The sequence below is a fragment of the Acinetobacter sp. ANC 4173 genome (assembly GCF_004331255.1).
Classification (GTDB): domain Bacteria; phylum Pseudomonadota; class Gammaproteobacteria; order Pseudomonadales; family Moraxellaceae; genus Acinetobacter.
Window position 1 is genome coordinate 23,954 of sequence record NZ_SJOF01000022.1, and the last position, 17,121, is coordinate 41,074.

The 17,121-nt window shown below is 38.4% G+C and carries 15 protein-coding genes and 9 pseudogenes; 2 read left to right on the top strand and 22 right to left on the bottom strand.

The genetic code is table 11. The annotated features are described in order from the left end of the window. From E0H94_RS17630 to E0H94_RS17640, 3 genes are all read right to left on the bottom strand, one after another. Positions 1 to 4,281, bottom strand: coding sequence for a tape measure protein (locus tag E0H94_RS17630; RefSeq protein ID WP_131327682.1), 4,281 nt, complete (start codon positions 4,279 to 4,281; stop codon positions 1 to 3). A 93-nt stretch (positions 4,282 to 4,374) separates the two neighbouring features. After that, on the bottom strand, positions 4,375 to 5,214 hold the full coding sequence (locus E0H94_RS17635; RefSeq protein ID WP_131327683.1) for a phage antirepressor N-terminal domain-containing protein: 840 nt from the start codon (positions 5,212 to 5,214) through the stop codon (positions 4,375 to 4,377). Positions 5,215 to 5,237: 23 nt separating this feature from the next. After that, positions 5,238 to 5,429, bottom strand: coding sequence for a hypothetical protein (locus E0H94_RS17640; protein ID WP_131327684.1), 192 nt, complete (start codon positions 5,427 to 5,429; stop codon positions 5,238 to 5,240). 75 nt (positions 5,430 to 5,504) lie between these two features. Between E0H94_RS17640 and E0H94_RS17645 the strand changes: the two genes are divergently transcribed. Beyond that, on the top strand, positions 5,505 to 6,104 hold the full coding sequence (locus tag E0H94_RS17645; RefSeq protein WP_131327685.1) for an XRE family transcriptional regulator: 600 nt from the start codon (positions 5,505 to 5,507) through the stop codon (positions 6,102 to 6,104). Between the two features lie 109 nt (positions 6,105 to 6,213). On the opposite strand, the gene E0H94_RS17650 is transcribed toward E0H94_RS17645, so the two are convergent. The 11 genes and pseudogenes from E0H94_RS17650 to E0H94_RS18575 form a co-directional block, all read right to left on the bottom strand. Continuing rightward, on the bottom strand, positions 6,214 to 6,744 hold the full coding sequence (locus E0H94_RS17650; protein WP_131327686.1) for a DUF6714 family protein: 531 nt from the start codon (positions 6,742 to 6,744) through the stop codon (positions 6,214 to 6,216). 2 nt (positions 6,745 to 6,746) lie between these two features. Continuing rightward, positions 6,747 to 7,847, bottom strand: a complete 1,101-nt coding sequence (locus E0H94_RS17655) for a hypothetical protein (protein ID WP_131327687.1) — start codon at positions 7,845 to 7,847, stop codon at positions 6,747 to 6,749. A 74-nt stretch (positions 7,848 to 7,921) separates the two neighbouring features. Continuing rightward, a complete protein-coding gene (locus E0H94_RS17660) occupies positions 7,922 to 8,512 on the bottom strand; it encodes a hypothetical protein (protein ID WP_131327688.1) in 591 nt (196 codons plus the stop codon). Between the two features lie 69 nt (positions 8,513 to 8,581). Continuing rightward, a pseudogene (locus tag E0H94_RS17665) lies at positions 8,582 to 8,830 on the bottom strand (hypothetical protein); the annotation flags it as partial. Further along, complete coding sequence (locus E0H94_RS18540) at positions 8,806 to 8,955, bottom strand: hypothetical protein (protein WP_165495633.1); 150 nt, start codon at positions 8,953 to 8,955, stop codon at positions 8,806 to 8,808. The gene E0H94_RS18540 and the pseudogene E0H94_RS17665, both read right to left, overlap by 25 nt. A gap of 10 nt (positions 8,956 to 8,965) precedes the next feature. Then, on the bottom strand, positions 8,966 to 9,763 hold the full coding sequence (locus tag E0H94_RS17670) for a major capsid protein (RefSeq protein ID WP_131327689.1): 798 nt from the start codon (positions 9,761 to 9,763) through the stop codon (positions 8,966 to 8,968). Positions 9,764 to 9,786: 23 nt separating this feature from the next. Next, a pseudogene (locus tag E0H94_RS17675) lies at positions 9,787 to 10,440 on the bottom strand (phage minor head protein); the annotation flags it as partial. Beyond that, a pseudogene (locus E0H94_RS17680) lies at positions 10,437 to 11,159 on the bottom strand (DUF935 family protein); the annotation flags it as partial. The pseudogenes E0H94_RS17680 and E0H94_RS17675, both read right to left, overlap by 4 nt. Further along, a pseudogene (locus E0H94_RS17685) lies at positions 11,159 to 11,383 on the bottom strand (DUF2280 domain-containing protein); the annotation flags it as partial. The pseudogenes E0H94_RS17680 and E0H94_RS17685, both read right to left, overlap by 1 nt. 118 nt (positions 11,384 to 11,501) lie before the next feature. Then, entirely contained in the window at positions 11,502 to 11,774 is a 273-nt protein-coding gene (locus E0H94_RS17690; RefSeq protein WP_131327692.1) for a hypothetical protein, read from the bottom strand. A gap of 210 nt (positions 11,775 to 11,984) precedes the next feature. After that, positions 11,985 to 12,161 (bottom strand): annotated as a pseudogene (locus E0H94_RS18575) (putative metallopeptidase); the annotation flags it as partial. On the opposite strand from E0H94_RS18575, the pseudogene E0H94_RS18815 reads away from it, so the two are divergent. After that, positions 12,161 to 12,268: pseudogene (locus E0H94_RS18815) on the top strand (DUF159 family protein); the annotation flags it as partial. The pseudogenes E0H94_RS18575 and E0H94_RS18815 sit on opposite strands and share 1 nt — an antisense overlap. A 6-nt stretch (positions 12,269 to 12,274) precedes the next feature. On the opposite strand, the gene E0H94_RS17705 reads toward E0H94_RS18815, so the two are convergent. From E0H94_RS17705 to E0H94_RS17735, 8 genes and pseudogenes are all read right to left on the bottom strand, one after another. Then, on the bottom strand, positions 12,275 to 12,670 hold the full coding sequence (locus tag E0H94_RS17705) for a pilin (RefSeq protein ID WP_131327694.1): 396 nt from the start codon (positions 12,668 to 12,670) through the stop codon (positions 12,275 to 12,277). A 217-nt stretch (positions 12,671 to 12,887) separates the two neighbouring features. Next, positions 12,888 to 13,337: pseudogene (locus E0H94_RS17710) on the bottom strand (lysozyme); the annotation flags it as partial. 78 nt (positions 13,338 to 13,415) lie between these two features. After that, positions 13,416 to 14,135, bottom strand: a complete 720-nt coding sequence (locus E0H94_RS17715) for a hypothetical protein (protein ID WP_131327695.1) — start codon at positions 14,133 to 14,135, stop codon at positions 13,416 to 13,418. Positions 14,136 to 14,221: 86 nt separating this feature from the next. After that, positions 14,222 to 14,854: pseudogene (locus tag E0H94_RS17720) on the bottom strand (putative metallopeptidase). Then, positions 14,823 to 15,297 (bottom strand): annotated as a pseudogene (locus tag E0H94_RS17725) (hypothetical protein). Before E0H94_RS17725 ends, E0H94_RS17720 begins: the two co-directional pseudogenes overlap by 32 nt. Before the next feature lie 79 nt (positions 15,298 to 15,376). Next, entirely contained in the window at positions 15,377 to 15,706 is a 330-nt protein-coding gene (locus E0H94_RS17730; protein WP_131327696.1) for a hypothetical protein, read from the bottom strand. A 64-nt stretch (positions 15,707 to 15,770) separates the two neighbouring features. Continuing rightward, positions 15,771 to 15,947 carry a hypothetical protein gene (locus tag E0H94_RS18545; RefSeq protein ID WP_165495634.1) on the bottom strand — a complete coding sequence of 59 codons (177 nt, stop codon included), beginning with the start codon at positions 15,945 to 15,947 and terminating at the stop codon, positions 15,771 to 15,773. A gap of 989 nt (positions 15,948 to 16,936) precedes the next feature. Further along, the coding region (locus E0H94_RS17735; RefSeq protein WP_131327697.1) for a cupin domain-containing protein at positions 16,937 to 17,121 on the bottom strand (185 nt) is incomplete at its 5' end.

Below are 17,121 nucleotides of genomic sequence, written 5' to 3' on the forward strand. Positions count from 1 at the left end.
TTACATACCTTTTTTGAGCCGCTCTAGTTCGTTCATAAATGCATTCATATCGACTTGAGATGACTCATCTCCGGAGACTTCTACCGTTTTTCCACCAATTGACAGGTTGTAGGTGATTGTCTTTGCAGATGGCTGTTCAACAGTAGCTGTTGGTAATGCCACATTCACTTCAGGTGCTAAAGCATTAACTGCTGCACTCTTGGTACCAGACTTTGCTGAGCCTTGGCCTGACATATATCGTGCCAAGAGTTCTTCAACTTTTTTGGTACCGAATGCTGAAGTTTGACCTTGAGCAATAAGCTTTTCAAATGCCTTGGCGGTGTATTCATTACCGCGTGCACGCGCATCCATCGCCTTGCCTTTATCAATCTCTAAGCCTTGATTCAGAATGTTTTTAGCAAATTTGGCAGCCTCAGCTTCGTTATATCCCATGCCAGATAGCTTGGATTGAATATCCATAACGTTATAAGTCGTAAAGTCAGCACCCACGCGCTGCGTCTTATTCTCTTTCTCTGCTTTGGATCGAGCATCCATCATCTCATTCCACGCTTCGATTGAGCTTTTGGCTTCCTCACGAATCACACGCCCCATCTCACGATAAGCACTAATAGCTCCTCCCGAGACTCGCTGAGCATGGCTTTCAACCGCCCTATTCATTTCATCATAAGTCTGTACAGTCACGTTTCCAGTTTCATCAACTTCAACATTCAGCCCTGATTGAACCGCCTTTGCTTTAGCTGCCGATATGGTTACTTGATCCCCGGAAGCAACTGCAGCTTGCATGGTCCGCTCATAAGCTTGTTTCAATTGATCAGCAGTAGCTTTGCCGCTTGATTGAATCGTATTGAAATCTGCTAAGGCTGACTGGGCAGCCAACTTAAGCTGTTCCTTGGTTTTAATACCTAAACGCTCGAAAGCTTGCTCAACAGGATCAAGGTCATCAGGTAATTGCTGAGTAACACGGCGGATAGCCTCCACACCAAGTTCTACTTGCTTGGTAGAAAATACACCTTGTTTTTCAAACTCTAAAAGTTTGGCTTTAGCTGCATCCACCTCAGCCGAGTTCTTGGCTGTTTCTAGCCATTTCGCCCAAGCTAAATATGTCGCTTCACCCGCCTCTTTTCCCTTAACACCCATCAACTCTAAACTTTTTGTAAAACTATCAAGTGATGTTTGCTTAGAAGAAAAGCCATCTGAGACACGATTTAAAATATTATCTAAATCCAGCCCCAAAGCATCAGCTGCCTTACGTCCCGCAGCCAGCTTTCCTTCTAAGGAAGCAACAGATTCAACGCTGATTGCCATAGCACTGACAATGACTTTGCCAGTGCTATCAAACTCGGCCTTTAAACCCTGAGTAGCAAGTTCTGCATTCAGTACTTTAAGTTGAGCCATACCTGCAGCATCAGCTGATTGAATCATTACTGTAGCAATTGCTTGTGCTGACTCAATCTTGGCATCCGTGATTTTTTGACTTTCAGCATGATAGGCTTTTTCCTTGACATCAAGTTCAGCCAAGCCTTTAGTGGCTAGATCAATAGAGGCTTGATTGCCAGACCTACGAGCATCAAATAATTGTTGCTCCAAGTGAAGACGTTCATCACTAATAGCTTTGTAATCAGATTGATGTTTCGATTCTTGAGCTTTTAGCTCATCAAGTTTCTTCTGATTATTAGCTATAAGTTCCTGATTCTTTTGTTCCTCGGATTTCTTGATGTTATCAATCGAACTTAGTGTTTGAGACTCGAAGTTCTTAATGCCATCGAAACCTTTATCAAAATACTCCTGAGACTTGGCCCTCATTGCCTCCATATTGGCAATCGCTTGATCTTTAACATCACCCCAAGTAAATACAGATTTTAGCTCGTACCAAGCTGAGGCTAAACCATACAAGGTGCCCGTGAATAAATTCACCACGATCCCAATAGACTTAAACCCATCACTCAACAAACCAATCGCGATATTGAGTAAATCAATAAATTTCTGAAATCCACTAACTTGCTGACCTGCTGGATACAGTCCATCAGTAAATCCTAGTACTGCAGAAAGAGCATCACTGAACAAATCATTTGTTGCTTCACCAACCTCAAGCACAGTATTGAATAAGGTTTTAATGGCGTTGTAGATACTTACTAATGCGGTTTTAAGTGAATCCAAAGTACCTTGATCGTAGATGCTCGAGTAATAGTCACCAAATCGGACTAACCCTTGCCCAATATCATCAATAATAGGCTTGAGCAGACTCATATTACCTGCAAGTGTAGACAGCCATTGAGCAACGGTAGCCGATGCTCCATTTGCCTGATCCATTTCACCAATCAAGGTCTGCCAAGAAGTGGCTATCTTTTGTAAAGCATTGGAAATCGTTGTTGGGAACTGGTTGTACGTTTCTTGGATTGATGCTGATTGAGACTGAATAGCCTTGATGAGTCGCTCTGATGAAAGCTCACCATTCTCAGCCATTTTACGGAGTTCGCCTGTAGTCACACCAAGGCCTTTAGACATAGCACTGGTTAGACCAGGAGCTTGCTCCATGATGGAGTTAAATTCGTCCCCCCTTAAAATTCCGCTCTGGAGGCTCTGGATAAATTGCTGTACTGCTGCATCACTGGCCTGTGCTGAGCCGCCACCGATTTTAATCGCTTGATTAACGGTTTTAGTGAGATCTAACGCTTGCTGCTGCGTCATTCCCATTTCTTTACCAGCATCATTAATCTTTGCAAAAAGATTACCTGTAGCCTCAAGACTTGAATTTGTAGCGAGTGCAATTTGATGTACACCAGCCATTGCTTGATTAAAATTTCCACCCTCTCGGGTAGCGATATTAATTCGCGCTGAGAGATTGGTATAAGAATCGGCTGCCTGAGCAAGTTCACGAATACCCAAGCCAATACCAAGCGCACCCATTGCACCAACAAGTGCGGTCACGGCGAACTTAGTAACATCTATCCCTTTGGATAGTGCACCCATCCCCATATTGGCTTTATTTGCAGAGGTATCTACACCATCCAATTCACTTATTAACCGTGCAATTTCCTGTTCGGTAAGCTTGGTGACTCGTGCAACTTCCTCCGCTGGAAGTTTGCTGTTTTTCTTAAAGTCCTCAAGCTTCTGATTTAAATTGGCAATGGCATCATTAATTACTGTAGGCGGTGCTTTACCAAGTGCAGCGTAAATCGCATGCCCTGCTTGTGTAGCGCTGCCTGAAGCTTTATCTGTGCTACTGCTTACACTTCCCATTGCTGTAGAAGCTTTGGCCTGAAAATCCGTATAAGCATTTTTTGTTAAAGATAATGCATCCTCTAAAGCATTAACCTTTGCAGTGGCTTCATTAAATTTATTAAGTGATACTGCACCAGATGATTGATTGAGAGCTTTAAGTTCTATATTTGCCTGCTGCAACTCATTTTCTAGAGAATTAATGGCCTGAGTTCCCAACCAGCCAACACGTTCCAATTCTTTTGAAGAAATGGCCGCACCATCTCCCATGCTTTCAATCGCACGGCTCGCAGTTTGAGCTTCTCCCACTACAGAGGTGAGATCTACGGAGCTGAATTTCTGCACCTTATTAATTGATGATTGAGTTGCATTATCAACACCCTTCATGGCATTGATAGCAACATCTTGATAATAATTAAATGCGCTAGATACCTCGTTAATTGCATCCTTAATACTGAAAATGCGCTGCTTGGCGATTTCAATGTCTTTTAAGGTGCCATCAGTGCTTTGAAGCCGAACAAGTTCAGCTTGAGATACTTTTAAGGCTAGATTTAATGCATCAAGACCCTGCTCTCCAGAACTTGACATTGCACGGAGTTCGCCAGCACTAATAGTGGACTTATCGCCCAAAGCCTCGATTTCTTTTGCTGCAATAAAGAACTTATTTCCCAGCAACTCTGCTAACTGAACAGCATCACCCGGAATAGCGCTACCAATTTCAAATCCAGCCTTATTGGCCTTGGTTGCAATATTCTGTAGCTCGCTTCCTAAGCCATCAATTTTATCCGATACCTTGGTTGCCTGATTCCCCAAATCACTCGCAGCTTGGGATACTTCATTTAAATTACCTTTAGCCTGATCAGCTTTCTTTTGCAGATTGTCTGGCACAATTTTACTGATTTCATTTGCTGTCTCAGCGGAAGCTTTTCTAACTTCCTCAGCCTCTTTCTTAATTTCTTCAAATACTTTAACCGTAACATCTTTGGCTTGCTTTGTATTTGATACATAATCCTTGGTGTCTGCGTCCATCACCAACTTAAACGTTAAATTTTTTCCAGACATAGAAACCTCAAATTACGGACAATAAAAAACCGACTCGTTTGAGTCGGTTGTTAAAAATTTAGTGCTAAAAAAACCACCCGAAGGTGGTTTCATTCACTTTTCTAAATACCACTCCATTGTATGGACTGCCTGTCCACCTAAACAGTTATAAGTTGTCATCCCATTTTTTATAGCCGCTTGGTTCAGTATGTTTGCGTGACAAGCCATCTCTTGAGCCATACCAATCATTTGCGCTGCATACTCACTTCTGAGTAACGTCAATGCTGGATAAAACTCATTTTTAATGAGCTTCGCTATTTTTGGTACATACCACATTAAGAATTGCACATCTTGATCCCTCCATGGTTCCGCTAACTGCATCTTGTCTGCATTGCTAAACATGGCAATCAAATGATGAACATATTCCACGGCGACAGGAATTGCCTCGTATGGAATTTCTTTAATACTTTTAACATTAAATCGCTGAAGGATTAGCTTCCATGCATCACTTGAGTTTAAGTGCTTGGTTTTAGCAACTAGCATGGCGTGTGCATCGTGAAGTGGAGTTCGCTCAACTTTCGTCGTTCTTGGGTTTACAGCTTGTCCTTTTGTCCAATAATCCCAAAGCACATCGTCACATTCCTCTTGATACTTAATCACGGTATCGCGGAGTTCTGGTTTTACTTTGTTTGGATTTACAGAATATAGCCAAGCCGTCAACTTACGCACTGGGATGCATGTGTGTGAGCGTGCCTGATCATCACCCATTATCTGCATTGTGATTTCCACAACGCAGCTTTCAAACTTCTGTTTTATCTTCACAAATTGTGAAGCCCAATCCAATCCCATGCCCTGCACAATTTGACGCAATGGTGTGTAAGGCTGTCCTTTATGCTCTACAACATAAAGCTCGGCATTATGGAAAGGAACTGCAATTTGAGTTAAACTTGTCATGAGTTTGATTCCTTTGCTTAGGGTTAAACAGAAGCAGATTGATTACTTTGGCGAGTGCAATCTGCTTTTTTATTGTCTGGGTTTTCCAGAAGACCTTCTTCACGCAAAACCTTTTTTAAATAATAGGTAAATTGTCTTTTTATAGACCTATCATCTCTTTCTGCTGCCTTCTTGACAATCTCAGCTAATTCGTCATCATAAGCGCAAGTGTACATATTTATAGATTCCTATAATATTCTGTTGGTTTATATAAGTTACTATAAGTTTATATAGGTGTAAATAGGATCCCTATGCAAAATGATTTTTCTACCCGCTTAAAATATTTCCGCTCTTTGAGGGACCTCTCTCAAGTTGAGCTTGCAAAGCGCGTTGGTATATCTAGTAAGCAAGTCTCTGATTATGAAGTTGGCTCATCTAAACCACGCCAATCAACCTATATGAAAATATTAAATGCACTTGAGGTAAGCGATCAGGTATTTAGCAATAGTGACTTATGTTCTCTTGATTTAAATGATCTTGAGGATGATCAACAAGTCATTTTCCGGAATGATAGTGGCGATAAAATCATCTTATCTCGAGAGTTTTGTACTAAAAACCGTTTCCACCCAATCAAAGACTTGAGTGTTTATAAAATCCAAGGAAATGCCATGGAGGAAACTCTTTTGGATGGGGATTTGGTTTTGGTTGATACAACATTTAGAGATATTATTTCCGGAAGACTCTTCTTGATTTACTTTTATGGCGAAAAAATGGCTGTTCGCCTTTATCGAAGTCAAGATGGGTTGATTAACATTGTTAGAGATAACAAATCATATTCTGATCAAGAATCAATAAACGAGTCCGAAATAATCGTATTAGGAAAAATCGTTTACAGACAAGGCTTGATTTAAAAAAGCACCCTAGGGTGCTTTAATCTGTACTAGCTCAAACCCGATCTGACAGTTACCCATTTTTTAGTGTGCCTGTCAGGTTAAATTTGAGCTACTACTGGTAATTTTATTAAAGTTCAGGTATCCAGGATACATATCCTTTATAATGGTCACTTACAAATTCAATAATAAATTTTTTTTGGTCATCGTCAAAAACGTGTTGATCTTTTTCCCATTGTGAGTTCAACCTAAAAACGAATGAGTCCATGTAAGTTTTATTTTCATCAGTTGATAGAAAATAATAGAATGCAGCAGGTAAAAAGAATTTAAAGCCCTCTGAGCTTAAATAACTACAGTTTTGCCCAAAGTAATACAAGTATTCATAACTTACATCTTTCCATGTTTTGATCCCCTCATGCGGTCTGCTACGTGAACAAGCTGCTTCTAATCCAATTTTTAAATAAAATTGAGGCCAGTCAAAGTTATATTCAAGAATCAAGTCTTCTGCAGACACTCCTATTGAAGATAAGTAATCATCATCAATTTGTTCAAAATATCCATAATGTGTATCATAAAAATCACACTCAAGTAGAGAGCGGTTATCCCCTAATGGGAAAGGAGGGAAAATCTCTTCGAGAAGCTCTTTGGTATTTACTTTCATAATTAATTTTCGCATCGGCTTAGGGCATTTCGATTATTATTTAGTTCTATAAGATGGTTTGGATCAACAGGTGACCAACAAGCATTTTCCTGAATTCTTGCATTTATTAAATTTCTCCAAAAAACAGCATTAGTTGCCTTAATTACTGGATCTGTTACATATTCGCAGCTCTTTCCTCTTGCGGCAGTTTTAGCATCCCTTGTCGCTCTGGTTATCGGCATAAATTGTGATCTATCACAAACCCAACAGCTACCATTTCTAACAATACCACTTGGACATTGCGATTTATTTTCTAACTGATCAACGATTTCTTGCTCTATCTCTTCATCATTTGCGGCATCTTCAAGAATCTGTGCGGCTGCTGCCATTGTCGCGATTTGAGCATCTAGACTGCCAGCATCAGCATTTTCAATGACTTTTTGGGCTACAGTTTCTAAGTGTAGGTTTTTTTGTTCTCGTTCAGCATTTGGATCGTATGCGGGGTTAGCATAAGTTTTGAGGGTGTAATGAATATCTTTAACACCAGAACCTTCAAGTTTACAACGCCAAGCACTTGAAGAATATGAAAGAGTAGCTTTGGAATGATTTTTATGAACTAATAGCAAAGCCTGGCAAGCTCCGTCATTAGTAGCGTATTTTTTGTTGTCAGCATAGTTAATAACATAGTATTGATCGTATGGTTGAGCGAGATCTGGACGAATATTAACGTAATATTTAACAGTATTGTTGGTAGGATCCAACACCCAATTAACAGCTCCTAACAACTCCTCTACGGCTACCGACAATGCATAACCGGCAACTCCTTTCCCTAATACTTTCGCTACCTGAGAAGCATCTGCTGTAAGTACGGCCGATGATGTGAGTGCATCCTTAGTACCCTCATATAATGCTGATGCCCCCAGAGCCTTTGGATTAAATAAATGCCACCCATCAAAAGGCACTGTCATTGAATACGTAGATATTGATCGAGCAGATGCTTGTTGAATGTTATTTGATGTTAGTTCTGTGCTTTGATTGTTTGTGGTTGAAGTGACATCAGATGAACCTTTCTCCCCACACCCAACCAGCCCCAGCATTATTGCTAATAAAATTATCTTTTTCATGTTATCCCCTCTAATTCTCAGGGAATAATATTTTAATTAAAGGTAAAAATAAATAGAAGGAAATTAAAGATTTTTTATTCTTTCAGCTCATCAATAAAACTTTTAAATTGTTTCGCTGCAGCATGATGAGCCATCCGAATGATATTGGATTGAGTAGCAATATTCTGCTTTTCACGTTTCACTACTGCTTCAGAGTAAAGCTTAAATGATCCATAAGTCATATTCATGATACTTTCATGGCTATGGCCATTCGATACCAGCAACTGGAATGAATCAAACCAAGTCGAACCTTGATCATTTGTTTCAGTACGCTTACGGCGTTTCGATTTCTGCTCTTTATCCACAAAATATGGCTGATTTACTTTTAAAGCTGTTCCGAGCAATTGGATAAATACGTCCTGATCTTCAGCCGTTTTTAAGATAGATTGATAATCCAAATCAGTGATGAGTTCTAGCATCACAACACATTCAATCAAATGCTTTTGAATCACTTCCTTAAGAATTTCATCTGAATAATCACTCACATTGCCCAGTGCACTCTTGATAGGATCAGCCGCTCCTACCCATAAATCGAACTGGCTCATTTGGATCTGCCGAACCTCAAGAGAGACATCATCTACTTCGAGGTTTAAGCTACGATTCGCTGCAATAAAGAAATCATTCATGATGGAATCCTAAAAACAGGCACAAAAAAAAGACGCTGGTGCGTCTGGTATTCTTTGTGCCTGTGAAGCTTAGACTACGGAAAATCGATCAATACAACCAAATAGACCCGCTTGTGGGTCATTCGCTTTGGATGAATCAGCTAAACACTCACCTTCAACATCGAATGATGCAAAGTCTTCATTGATCAATTCAAATTCAGTATCTGGTGAGAACTGAACTCGCCACAATTCAACAGACAGCTTGTCACCTGAGTAAGTATCAATCCCTTTGAATAGTAATGCGTACTCGCGCCCTAGATGCGTTGCCACAGTGGTTCGCTCTCCTGATATTCTTCAATAGCCCCAGATGCTAAAAAGGCCTGAAGTTGTTTAGCTTCAAGCCCTGTAATTTCTTGTCCTGGTCGAAAATGACCAATCGACTGTTTTGCAATGTACTTTGGCATTATTTATTCCTTATACAAAGCCACGACCACCAACAAGACCATTCTTGTTGTTAGGAATTGCCAGAGGTGAAGACTCCGCTAACATCTCAATGCTAGATGGATTCTTTTTCTGATCCTGAGTTAAGAAAAACTCAAGCGCCTGACCAAATGCTTCAAGATTTTGAATAGCGCAGTGAGCAATCCAACCATTAGCATCATTAATCATCCCGAAAAAATCCTCTGGAATGAATCGACCTGCTGCACCATCCATATTGTGCTGAACGTCATAAGTCCAGATTTCAATGTTATCGACCACGCCACGGAACTGTGCTTTGTCTTTATGATCAAAAGTAGGTGCAAGTGGAACACTAATGCCTGCATACGGCGCAACAAATTTAGCAACGAAAGCAGCATCCTGTTTCATTGCATTGAATACTTTTGAGCTTGTTAAAATCATATTTGGAGATGAACCACCATGCTCGATGGATAAATCAATCATCGCTTGCATATCGTCTAAGACTTTCGCTCCTGATTGTCCCCATTTGATTAATGGAGAGAAATTACAAGCAGGATTACGACGGTAGTCCACTTCATATTTTGGAAAGTCTGCTGAAGCGAATGTGGTTTTTCCATAAAGAAGAACATCACGAGCAATCAGCAATTTACGGTTTTCAATAGACTGGCGAAGGTATAGCGCCTTCTGCGCTTGGTCAATCAAAAGTAAGTCTGCATCAGAAAGACGATTTGAACCTGTAGCAATCACACCAAACTTACGCAACTGCGTTACCAAAGCAGCATTTTGAACGTCCGCAGGCGTTACCGTTACCATTGGCTTAAGGTAAGCAGGCTTGCTTGCTTCTGTTCGAGCAGATATTCCTTATCCAGAATTGAGTCAGTAATCTTTTGATCGACTACATCCTGCATCTCACCGAATGTTAATGGACTGGTAGACCACCCCATATCTTCTGCAATTTGCGGTAGATCTTCATCAGAAGTGATACCGAGCTTTTGAGCCTCCTTCTCAGTCAAGGCAATCACAGTACATCTGCACATGAAAGCCCAGGGAGCGTAATATTTCAGCCAAAATGGATCATCGATGTGTCTGATGATTCGATTCAAAGCCAAATGACTGGGACGAACCCGTGTGTCATCAATAGCTGAATACATCAAATAAGGGTGTTTAGCCTTATTCTTCTGTTGTTGCTGCCAACGTCCATGACCATAAGCTGTCTGGATATTTGTGCGGAATACATTCTTAAGATAATGCTTACTCAGCACGATCTCATTTTCTTCAACCAACTTCTGAAAGTCGTTGAATGTTCCACCCTCTGCCAAGGTCTTATTGAGTGATTTAATGACTGTCTCGATCTGCTCAATACCAGACAGAAAACTCACTGTAGTTGCCAATTGTCGTGTATTGAGATCCATTGAGTAGAACTCATCAGGCAAGACGATTTTACGAGACTGAGCGAAATGCAAAGCCTCTAAAAAAGTGATTGGTTTCATTTATCCCCACTTGCCGTGACATACCCCAGCACATCCGCTGCATACAAAGCCATTTCAAGATTGGCCGTAAATTGGCTTTCACTTGCACCAGGCATAAGCTTCATCAGATTAAATGCCAAAGCCTCTGGCGTTTCACTGGACTGAATCAGCTCATTCACTTGCTTCTGATCCAGCAAATCAATTGATCGCTGCCCATCGCTAAGCTCTTCAACTTCTTGCTGCTCTACTGAGAGTTTCTTGGTACTGGCGGCAAAGCTAAAGGCTCTGTGTGGTAATGCTTTAAACTGTGACGGTACGGCGATTTGAGGTGCATCAGCAACATCACCATCCTGTAAGCCATATTCTCTCTGAAAGTACTGATTCGTCAGGTTGGCGCCTGCATTCTTCAGCTTCACGTCACGATCAGCTTTAGGGGCATTCAATGATTTCTCATCCCCAATAACAATGATGTGGCGTTCCCAGTTGTTCAATGCACAAATCGCATCAATCATGGCTTGGATGGTTGAGGTAATCATCCGAATATCAGCATCAACCTTATTGTTCTGAACCTCCAAGTGAACCTCACCCAAAGCTCTAGATCCTGCTCCATCTGTACCACTCGTTAAGGTCTGACCAAGCACGAGCTTTTGAATGCTTCGCTCAATTTTCTTGTCAAAACTCTCAAATGCTGATGATCCACCATTACCATTAGATGATGCTGAAACAATATCGACATCTTCAGGGGCTGGGCTATATATTCTTTGCGAGCCTCATTAAATAAATCTACAAGCTCTTGCGCTAAATTAGCGCCAGCTACTTTTGTTGGGTCGTAATATTCAACTTGCTGCGGAGTTACATCAATACCGAATTTTTCCTTGATGTCCCTAGCCACTTCTGTGGGGGTCATAAACTGCGCAAGCGACCGTACAATAAAGACTTTTTCAGATTTTTTAAGCCTTGCCATAAATCACCATCCATCAAGATTCATCAAGAATAGTGGGCAAAAAAAATGTACTCTTATTCTTTGAGAAAAGTTAAGCCCAAAAAAAACTCACCTTACGGTGAGTTTTTAGTTTTGTTTCTTATGCGATTAGATACATACAAAATTTCGTTTCTATCACACTCATAAAGGAGTCAATTAAACTTTTTTTAAGCTTATTTAAAAAAGTCTTGATGAAGAATTTAGCTCCTACTGGTAAGTGTTCAAATAAAAACACTCGAAACAAGTAAAAACTAAAACCATGGTCGTTATAACTTTTGCCTAAAAGCCCTTTTAAAACTTGGTAAGTTTCAAAACTAACAGTTGCTGTAACGATTAACATTGATTTTGATATTATTGAACCGATTGTGTTCATAGGTAAGACCTCTTTTTGATTTACTAAAAAGAGCGATCAACTAGTATTGATAGATAAGATCACTCTTTGACGTTCTTTTATGAGGTCTTTTGTATATGTATTTCGCATAAAAAATCCATAATAATTTTGTGTTATGAATTCTTTATAAATCTAGACCAAGAGATAGTCAAATAATTCATCGTTAGTTTTGAATTCTTTATGGCTCTTATGTTAACTAATCACACAGTTCCCACAACACGCAGATACATTAAAATCAGATACAAACGGCGCATGCTTCGTGATTTCGACTAATCGCTTAACACTATCGCTTGCACCCCAGCGTTTGACTACACCGTAGAATTCTTCAACGTCATGACCTGCTAAGTAATGCTTAGGCAAGCCTGTATAAGGATCATGTGTTTCCTTCTTATCATGCCCCAATCATCTTAAATGGCCCAGAACATTTGGAACTTGATATTGCAAAGTTCGGATTGCTGCCGAGCTGGACTGATGAAAAGTGATCAATCTATCGCTTTAGGCAAATATTTAGAATCAACATCAGTGTCTGCATTTTTCTTTAACGTACCATTAGAAAGCACATCTAATCCTATAGTTTTGGATGACAAAGCAGATGATGCATTTGTATTGTTAAATGTAAATGTAATTGTACAATCTGGCGCCATCCCTCCAGCCATTGCTATGCCATATTTTCCTGATGCTATGTCATTCCCACAACTACTATTTTCTAGACTTGTCATGACTTTGGTTTTCAATCCACCAGCTAAAACCAAAACTTCTGTTACTTGTGCTTTTGCTAAATGATTTTGAAAAAATACGATTGCCATTGAAGCCAAAATAGAGACAATTGCCACTACTGCAAGTAATTCTAATAAGTTAAATCCTTTTTGAGCACGCATTTGCATTCTCCCTTTGAAGCTTACTTAAATAATTTTTTGTAATTATTTTCTATATAAAAATCCTACCGAATCGCATTTATTTTAATATCCCTAGATTTAGCTATATCGGTATTTAATATGTAATAAATTATTCAATATTAAAAATCTTGGTTATGCTGATAACTAAAACGCTCAATATCAATGAGGATCTTGAGCATTTGCAATTGTGAGCTACTTTTTTTGAGAATAATTCTTTCTCTTTGGTACGACGAATAGCTAAACCACTAACTTTTACTCGATTGTCATACACCCAACGATCAAACTGAGTTGCAGCAGAAGGCATATTATTTTGATTAATCAGTGTAAGCATCGTACTTTTGAAAAAAGCGGTTTCTCCCAGATTGTAAACAAAATTCGCTAGTGCATTAAACTAATTTTGATTAATGTTGACCTTCAAATATTTGTCCAGACATACATCAACCCATTCGTAATCGTTTTTAAGCCAAAGATATGCTTGTCCTTGGGTGTAGATAGTACCTTTCTTAACCTTAGTACCATCAGGATATTTAATAGTACCGTAACCAATTGTCCATACCCCACCAGTGTCGAGATAAGCATTTGCTCGAGAACCTTCAAACTCTCGTATGATCGAAAAACCTTGCTCTAATATATCGCGTAAACCTGTAACCTCCACCTTGTACAGCTAGGTACAACAAAATAGACAAAAAATGACCGGCGATTGCCAATCCCTTTTACTCAAATCATTTTAGATTTCAGCTCTATGTATAGCCGTATCTATATCTTCAATATAGTTTTTGGTACAAAATTCAATTGCTTTATCGCGATGTACTTTTACAAGTGCATAATCATTTTCTTTCCATGCCTCCAATGATTGCGGCTCGCTGTTATAACTGCACGATTTGTTATTCACGTCAAAATTCACACTAAAGTTATCTGCACTATAAGAAGCAAATGCTTTTGTAAGCACACCAAAATTCATACTATAACCGTTTTCTATATTCTTATCACTTGAGTCATAAACCAATGACCAGTAAGGGCGAGCAGCCTCTATACCTATACTGTTAATGCTATTTGTTTCAGTTTTTTGGATATTTTTATATGCGCCGGAAGCCAAATAGTCCTTTAGATTTTTCTTAATATCTTCTTGTGGGTTTTGAAGTTTAGATCTGTCCTGAATATCTTCAATCACATTTCCAACCAGTTCATCTTTATAAATTGCCGTATTGCTACCTAATAAGAGTAGTCTAGCTACTTGAGCTGTAGAGGTTTTAGCTCTAGTGCCACGAGTAATGATTCTTAACTCTTTTGTATAGGCGTATTTATCATCTACTTTGCTGGTTGAACTACCAGTATTTCCTTGTTGATAGTGTGGCAAAGATGCCACAGCTTGTGATGTACTCCACGCTTGAGTAAACCCGCTGCAAATACATAATAAAATAGAGCTAGTTACTATTCGTAATTTCATCGTTTATTTTCTTCTTTGTTTCTTAAATTAAGCGACTTTAATATACATTAAACATCTGAATGATTTAAATTAAATATTTATGTTGTTCAATTAATCATACAGTTCCTACAACACCCCGATACATTAAAATCGAATACAAACGGTGCTTGGTTAGCAACCTCAACAAGCCTTTTCACATTCTCGCTTGCTCCCCAGCATTTAACCACACCAATGAACTCTTCTACATCATGAACAGCCAAGTGCTGTTTAGGTAAGCTTGTATGGCCGCTATAGATGATTTCCCCATCCTCATCACGCTCAACACCAATGTGATATAGCTCATGCTCGATTAAAGTACAGAAGTCACGATCATTTGAGTTTTCACAAAAACTGGCGTCGATGATAATTAAATACACTGGGACAAAATCGAACCAATCTCGCATTTGCTGTTCCTGTCGTGCGTTCTTCCAATCACCTTGGTTAAACATCACTTTTTCACATTGACCAAGTAACATACGTTTCTTTGCCATACATGCAGATGATGCCCAAGCAAATGCTAAGAAAGTTTCGTCATCATGAAGTAACTCAGCAATATGACCATGATCAGGGTTATGAAGTTCACCACCAAGTGTTAAGAAGTTTTTAATCTCCCAATCTTTTAATTCCACAACGGGTGCAAGGCGGATCGCTTCTTCTTACTATGCCTGATCAATCAGATCCGTTGGCGGGAATAGTCTGATCTAGTCGATTGAATAGTTCTCTCTTTAAATTTTTGAGTCATTTAGATGCAAACTGAGCTTCTATCTGTGATGGTCCAAATTCATCAATCTTGTATCTATTGACAGACTCTAATCAAACAATCGTGTAACCCTTTTCTACAGCATGATCATATCGATCCATGCTCTAAGCTTTATTCGCTAATTTCCCTTTACGTCCACCCGACCAAGGACCACCTGAAATCTCTACTAAAACCCGATGCTCAATTAAATGGAAATCAAACCGCCAGTGCTTGGTAGATTTGAACTGAAATTTCTTCTCGTACTTGATACCTAAGACATTTAAAGCCTGCTCGGATTCTTCTTCTGCTTCTAAATATGCATCTTTTACTTTAGGTAATCGCTTAGATCGAGATTTTTTTTGGTGGGTACTTTTTTGTTTTCTAGAAGTAGTCATTTTCATTCATAAATTAAGCCCATTTAAAAAAACCACCGCAGTGGGTGGTTTAATTAACTATTCTTTTTGATTTTTTTTGCTTTCAGCAATCAAATCATTCTCTCCACTCTCTGGATTTGTATCAAATACTCTTGATAATTTTTATTATATGCACCTTGTTCGGGAATTGGATAAATTTGTTCATCGACACTCCTACTGCTGTTTAGACTTTCATATTTCCTTATAATTACAGATTTGTTTTCCATAATATAAAGCAATTTACCTACGTACTTTGCTGTGTCATAAAACCTCTCGACAGCTTTCACGTATTCCGAAATATGATCATTTCCATCATCAAGTTCTCGGTAAAAAATACTCAGTTGGATTAAGTGCTTAGTTACTTTTTCATTATAAATTAATATATCAGGATCATCTTGCACCTCAATTTTTCTGCTACTAATTCTCTCTTTGTACTCTACAAGTAGCTCTTTAACCTCAATCGCTTTATTTTTTTATCGAATCTAGTAGTGAAAATATAGATTTAACCTCATGCTCTTCTCGCCAATCACTAAAAAGCACAAACGCTGCTACTGGAGTAAGGAAAGTTGCTGTAAGAGTCAAAGTATCTTTAATCAAGTCATAATTTTTAGTTGGGTCAAATTTTGGACCATCGCTTTTCAAAAATGCGCCGACAATAAAATAAATAAAAGTTAATCCTACCGCCCACCAACAAACATTATTAATCTTTTTTTAAAGTTTTCTTTTCCATAAATCCCCTAATATTTTTGGGGATGATAATCTAACAAGATGAGAAAAGGAAAACCTTGCTAATAATTACACTTAAATAAACTCTATACATTTAAATTTTAACAAACTCCTTTAAAATAAAAATGTGAAAAATTATCACCATATAATTAAATATAAAATAAAATTCAAATAGATGATTAAAACTAGACTTCTTTTATTAATTTCTAGATTATGTGTTTTTAAAATAGAAGGTTGAGTTTGAGATGCCTGTATATCGCTTAAACTGTGTTTCAGAAAGCTTCTTTAAATCGATGTATTTCATCCAAAGATGATGCACGAATGCCAAAAAATCTGTGGTACAAATATAAATCAAAAAGATGATATTTTTTTTGATTTATGAAAGAGATTTAATGAAAGGTTATTTATAAATTAACAATATAAAAATTATATTAACAAAATCACTTTAAATATTTTAAAACTCCATAGTTCCAGCAAAAAATATAACAACTGAATATTCATATTTTTATCTTATTTTAATAATTTTACTATGTTACTTGATACGTTCAAATGTATTATCAACTAAGTATCTGATTTTACATAAATATCAATTCATGTAATCATTATTCGACAATGTATTGGATTCCTCTGAAGTATTTCCCCTAATTGCCTTTTCTATCCATTCTCAGTGATTGAATAGGAGTGCCATTCAAATTCAATATAAGACTAAATAGGTCTTAAAATTATTACCACCATACTTTTTGAAATGGCTTGATTCTTAATTGTCGAATATTGATGAACCTGAATGTTGTCATGATCAATAACAACCCATTCCAGTTCAGCATTTCTTACAATAATTTAATTTTATTAGCAGCTCATTATCTTTAGAGCATCGAGTAAATTATTTAAATATCATATGTAATTACTTAGAGCGTGTAAAATACCGCAAGCCAGATAGTAATTTGATTGGGATCAGTCCAAACTACCTTGTGTTTGACATGTGCAGGAATATTGATGTAATCGCCCGCGGATAATTCACATGTTGAACCGCTTTCAAACTCTAAAGTTGCTTTTCCTTCAACAAGCATGATCCATTCACTCTCATCCTGAT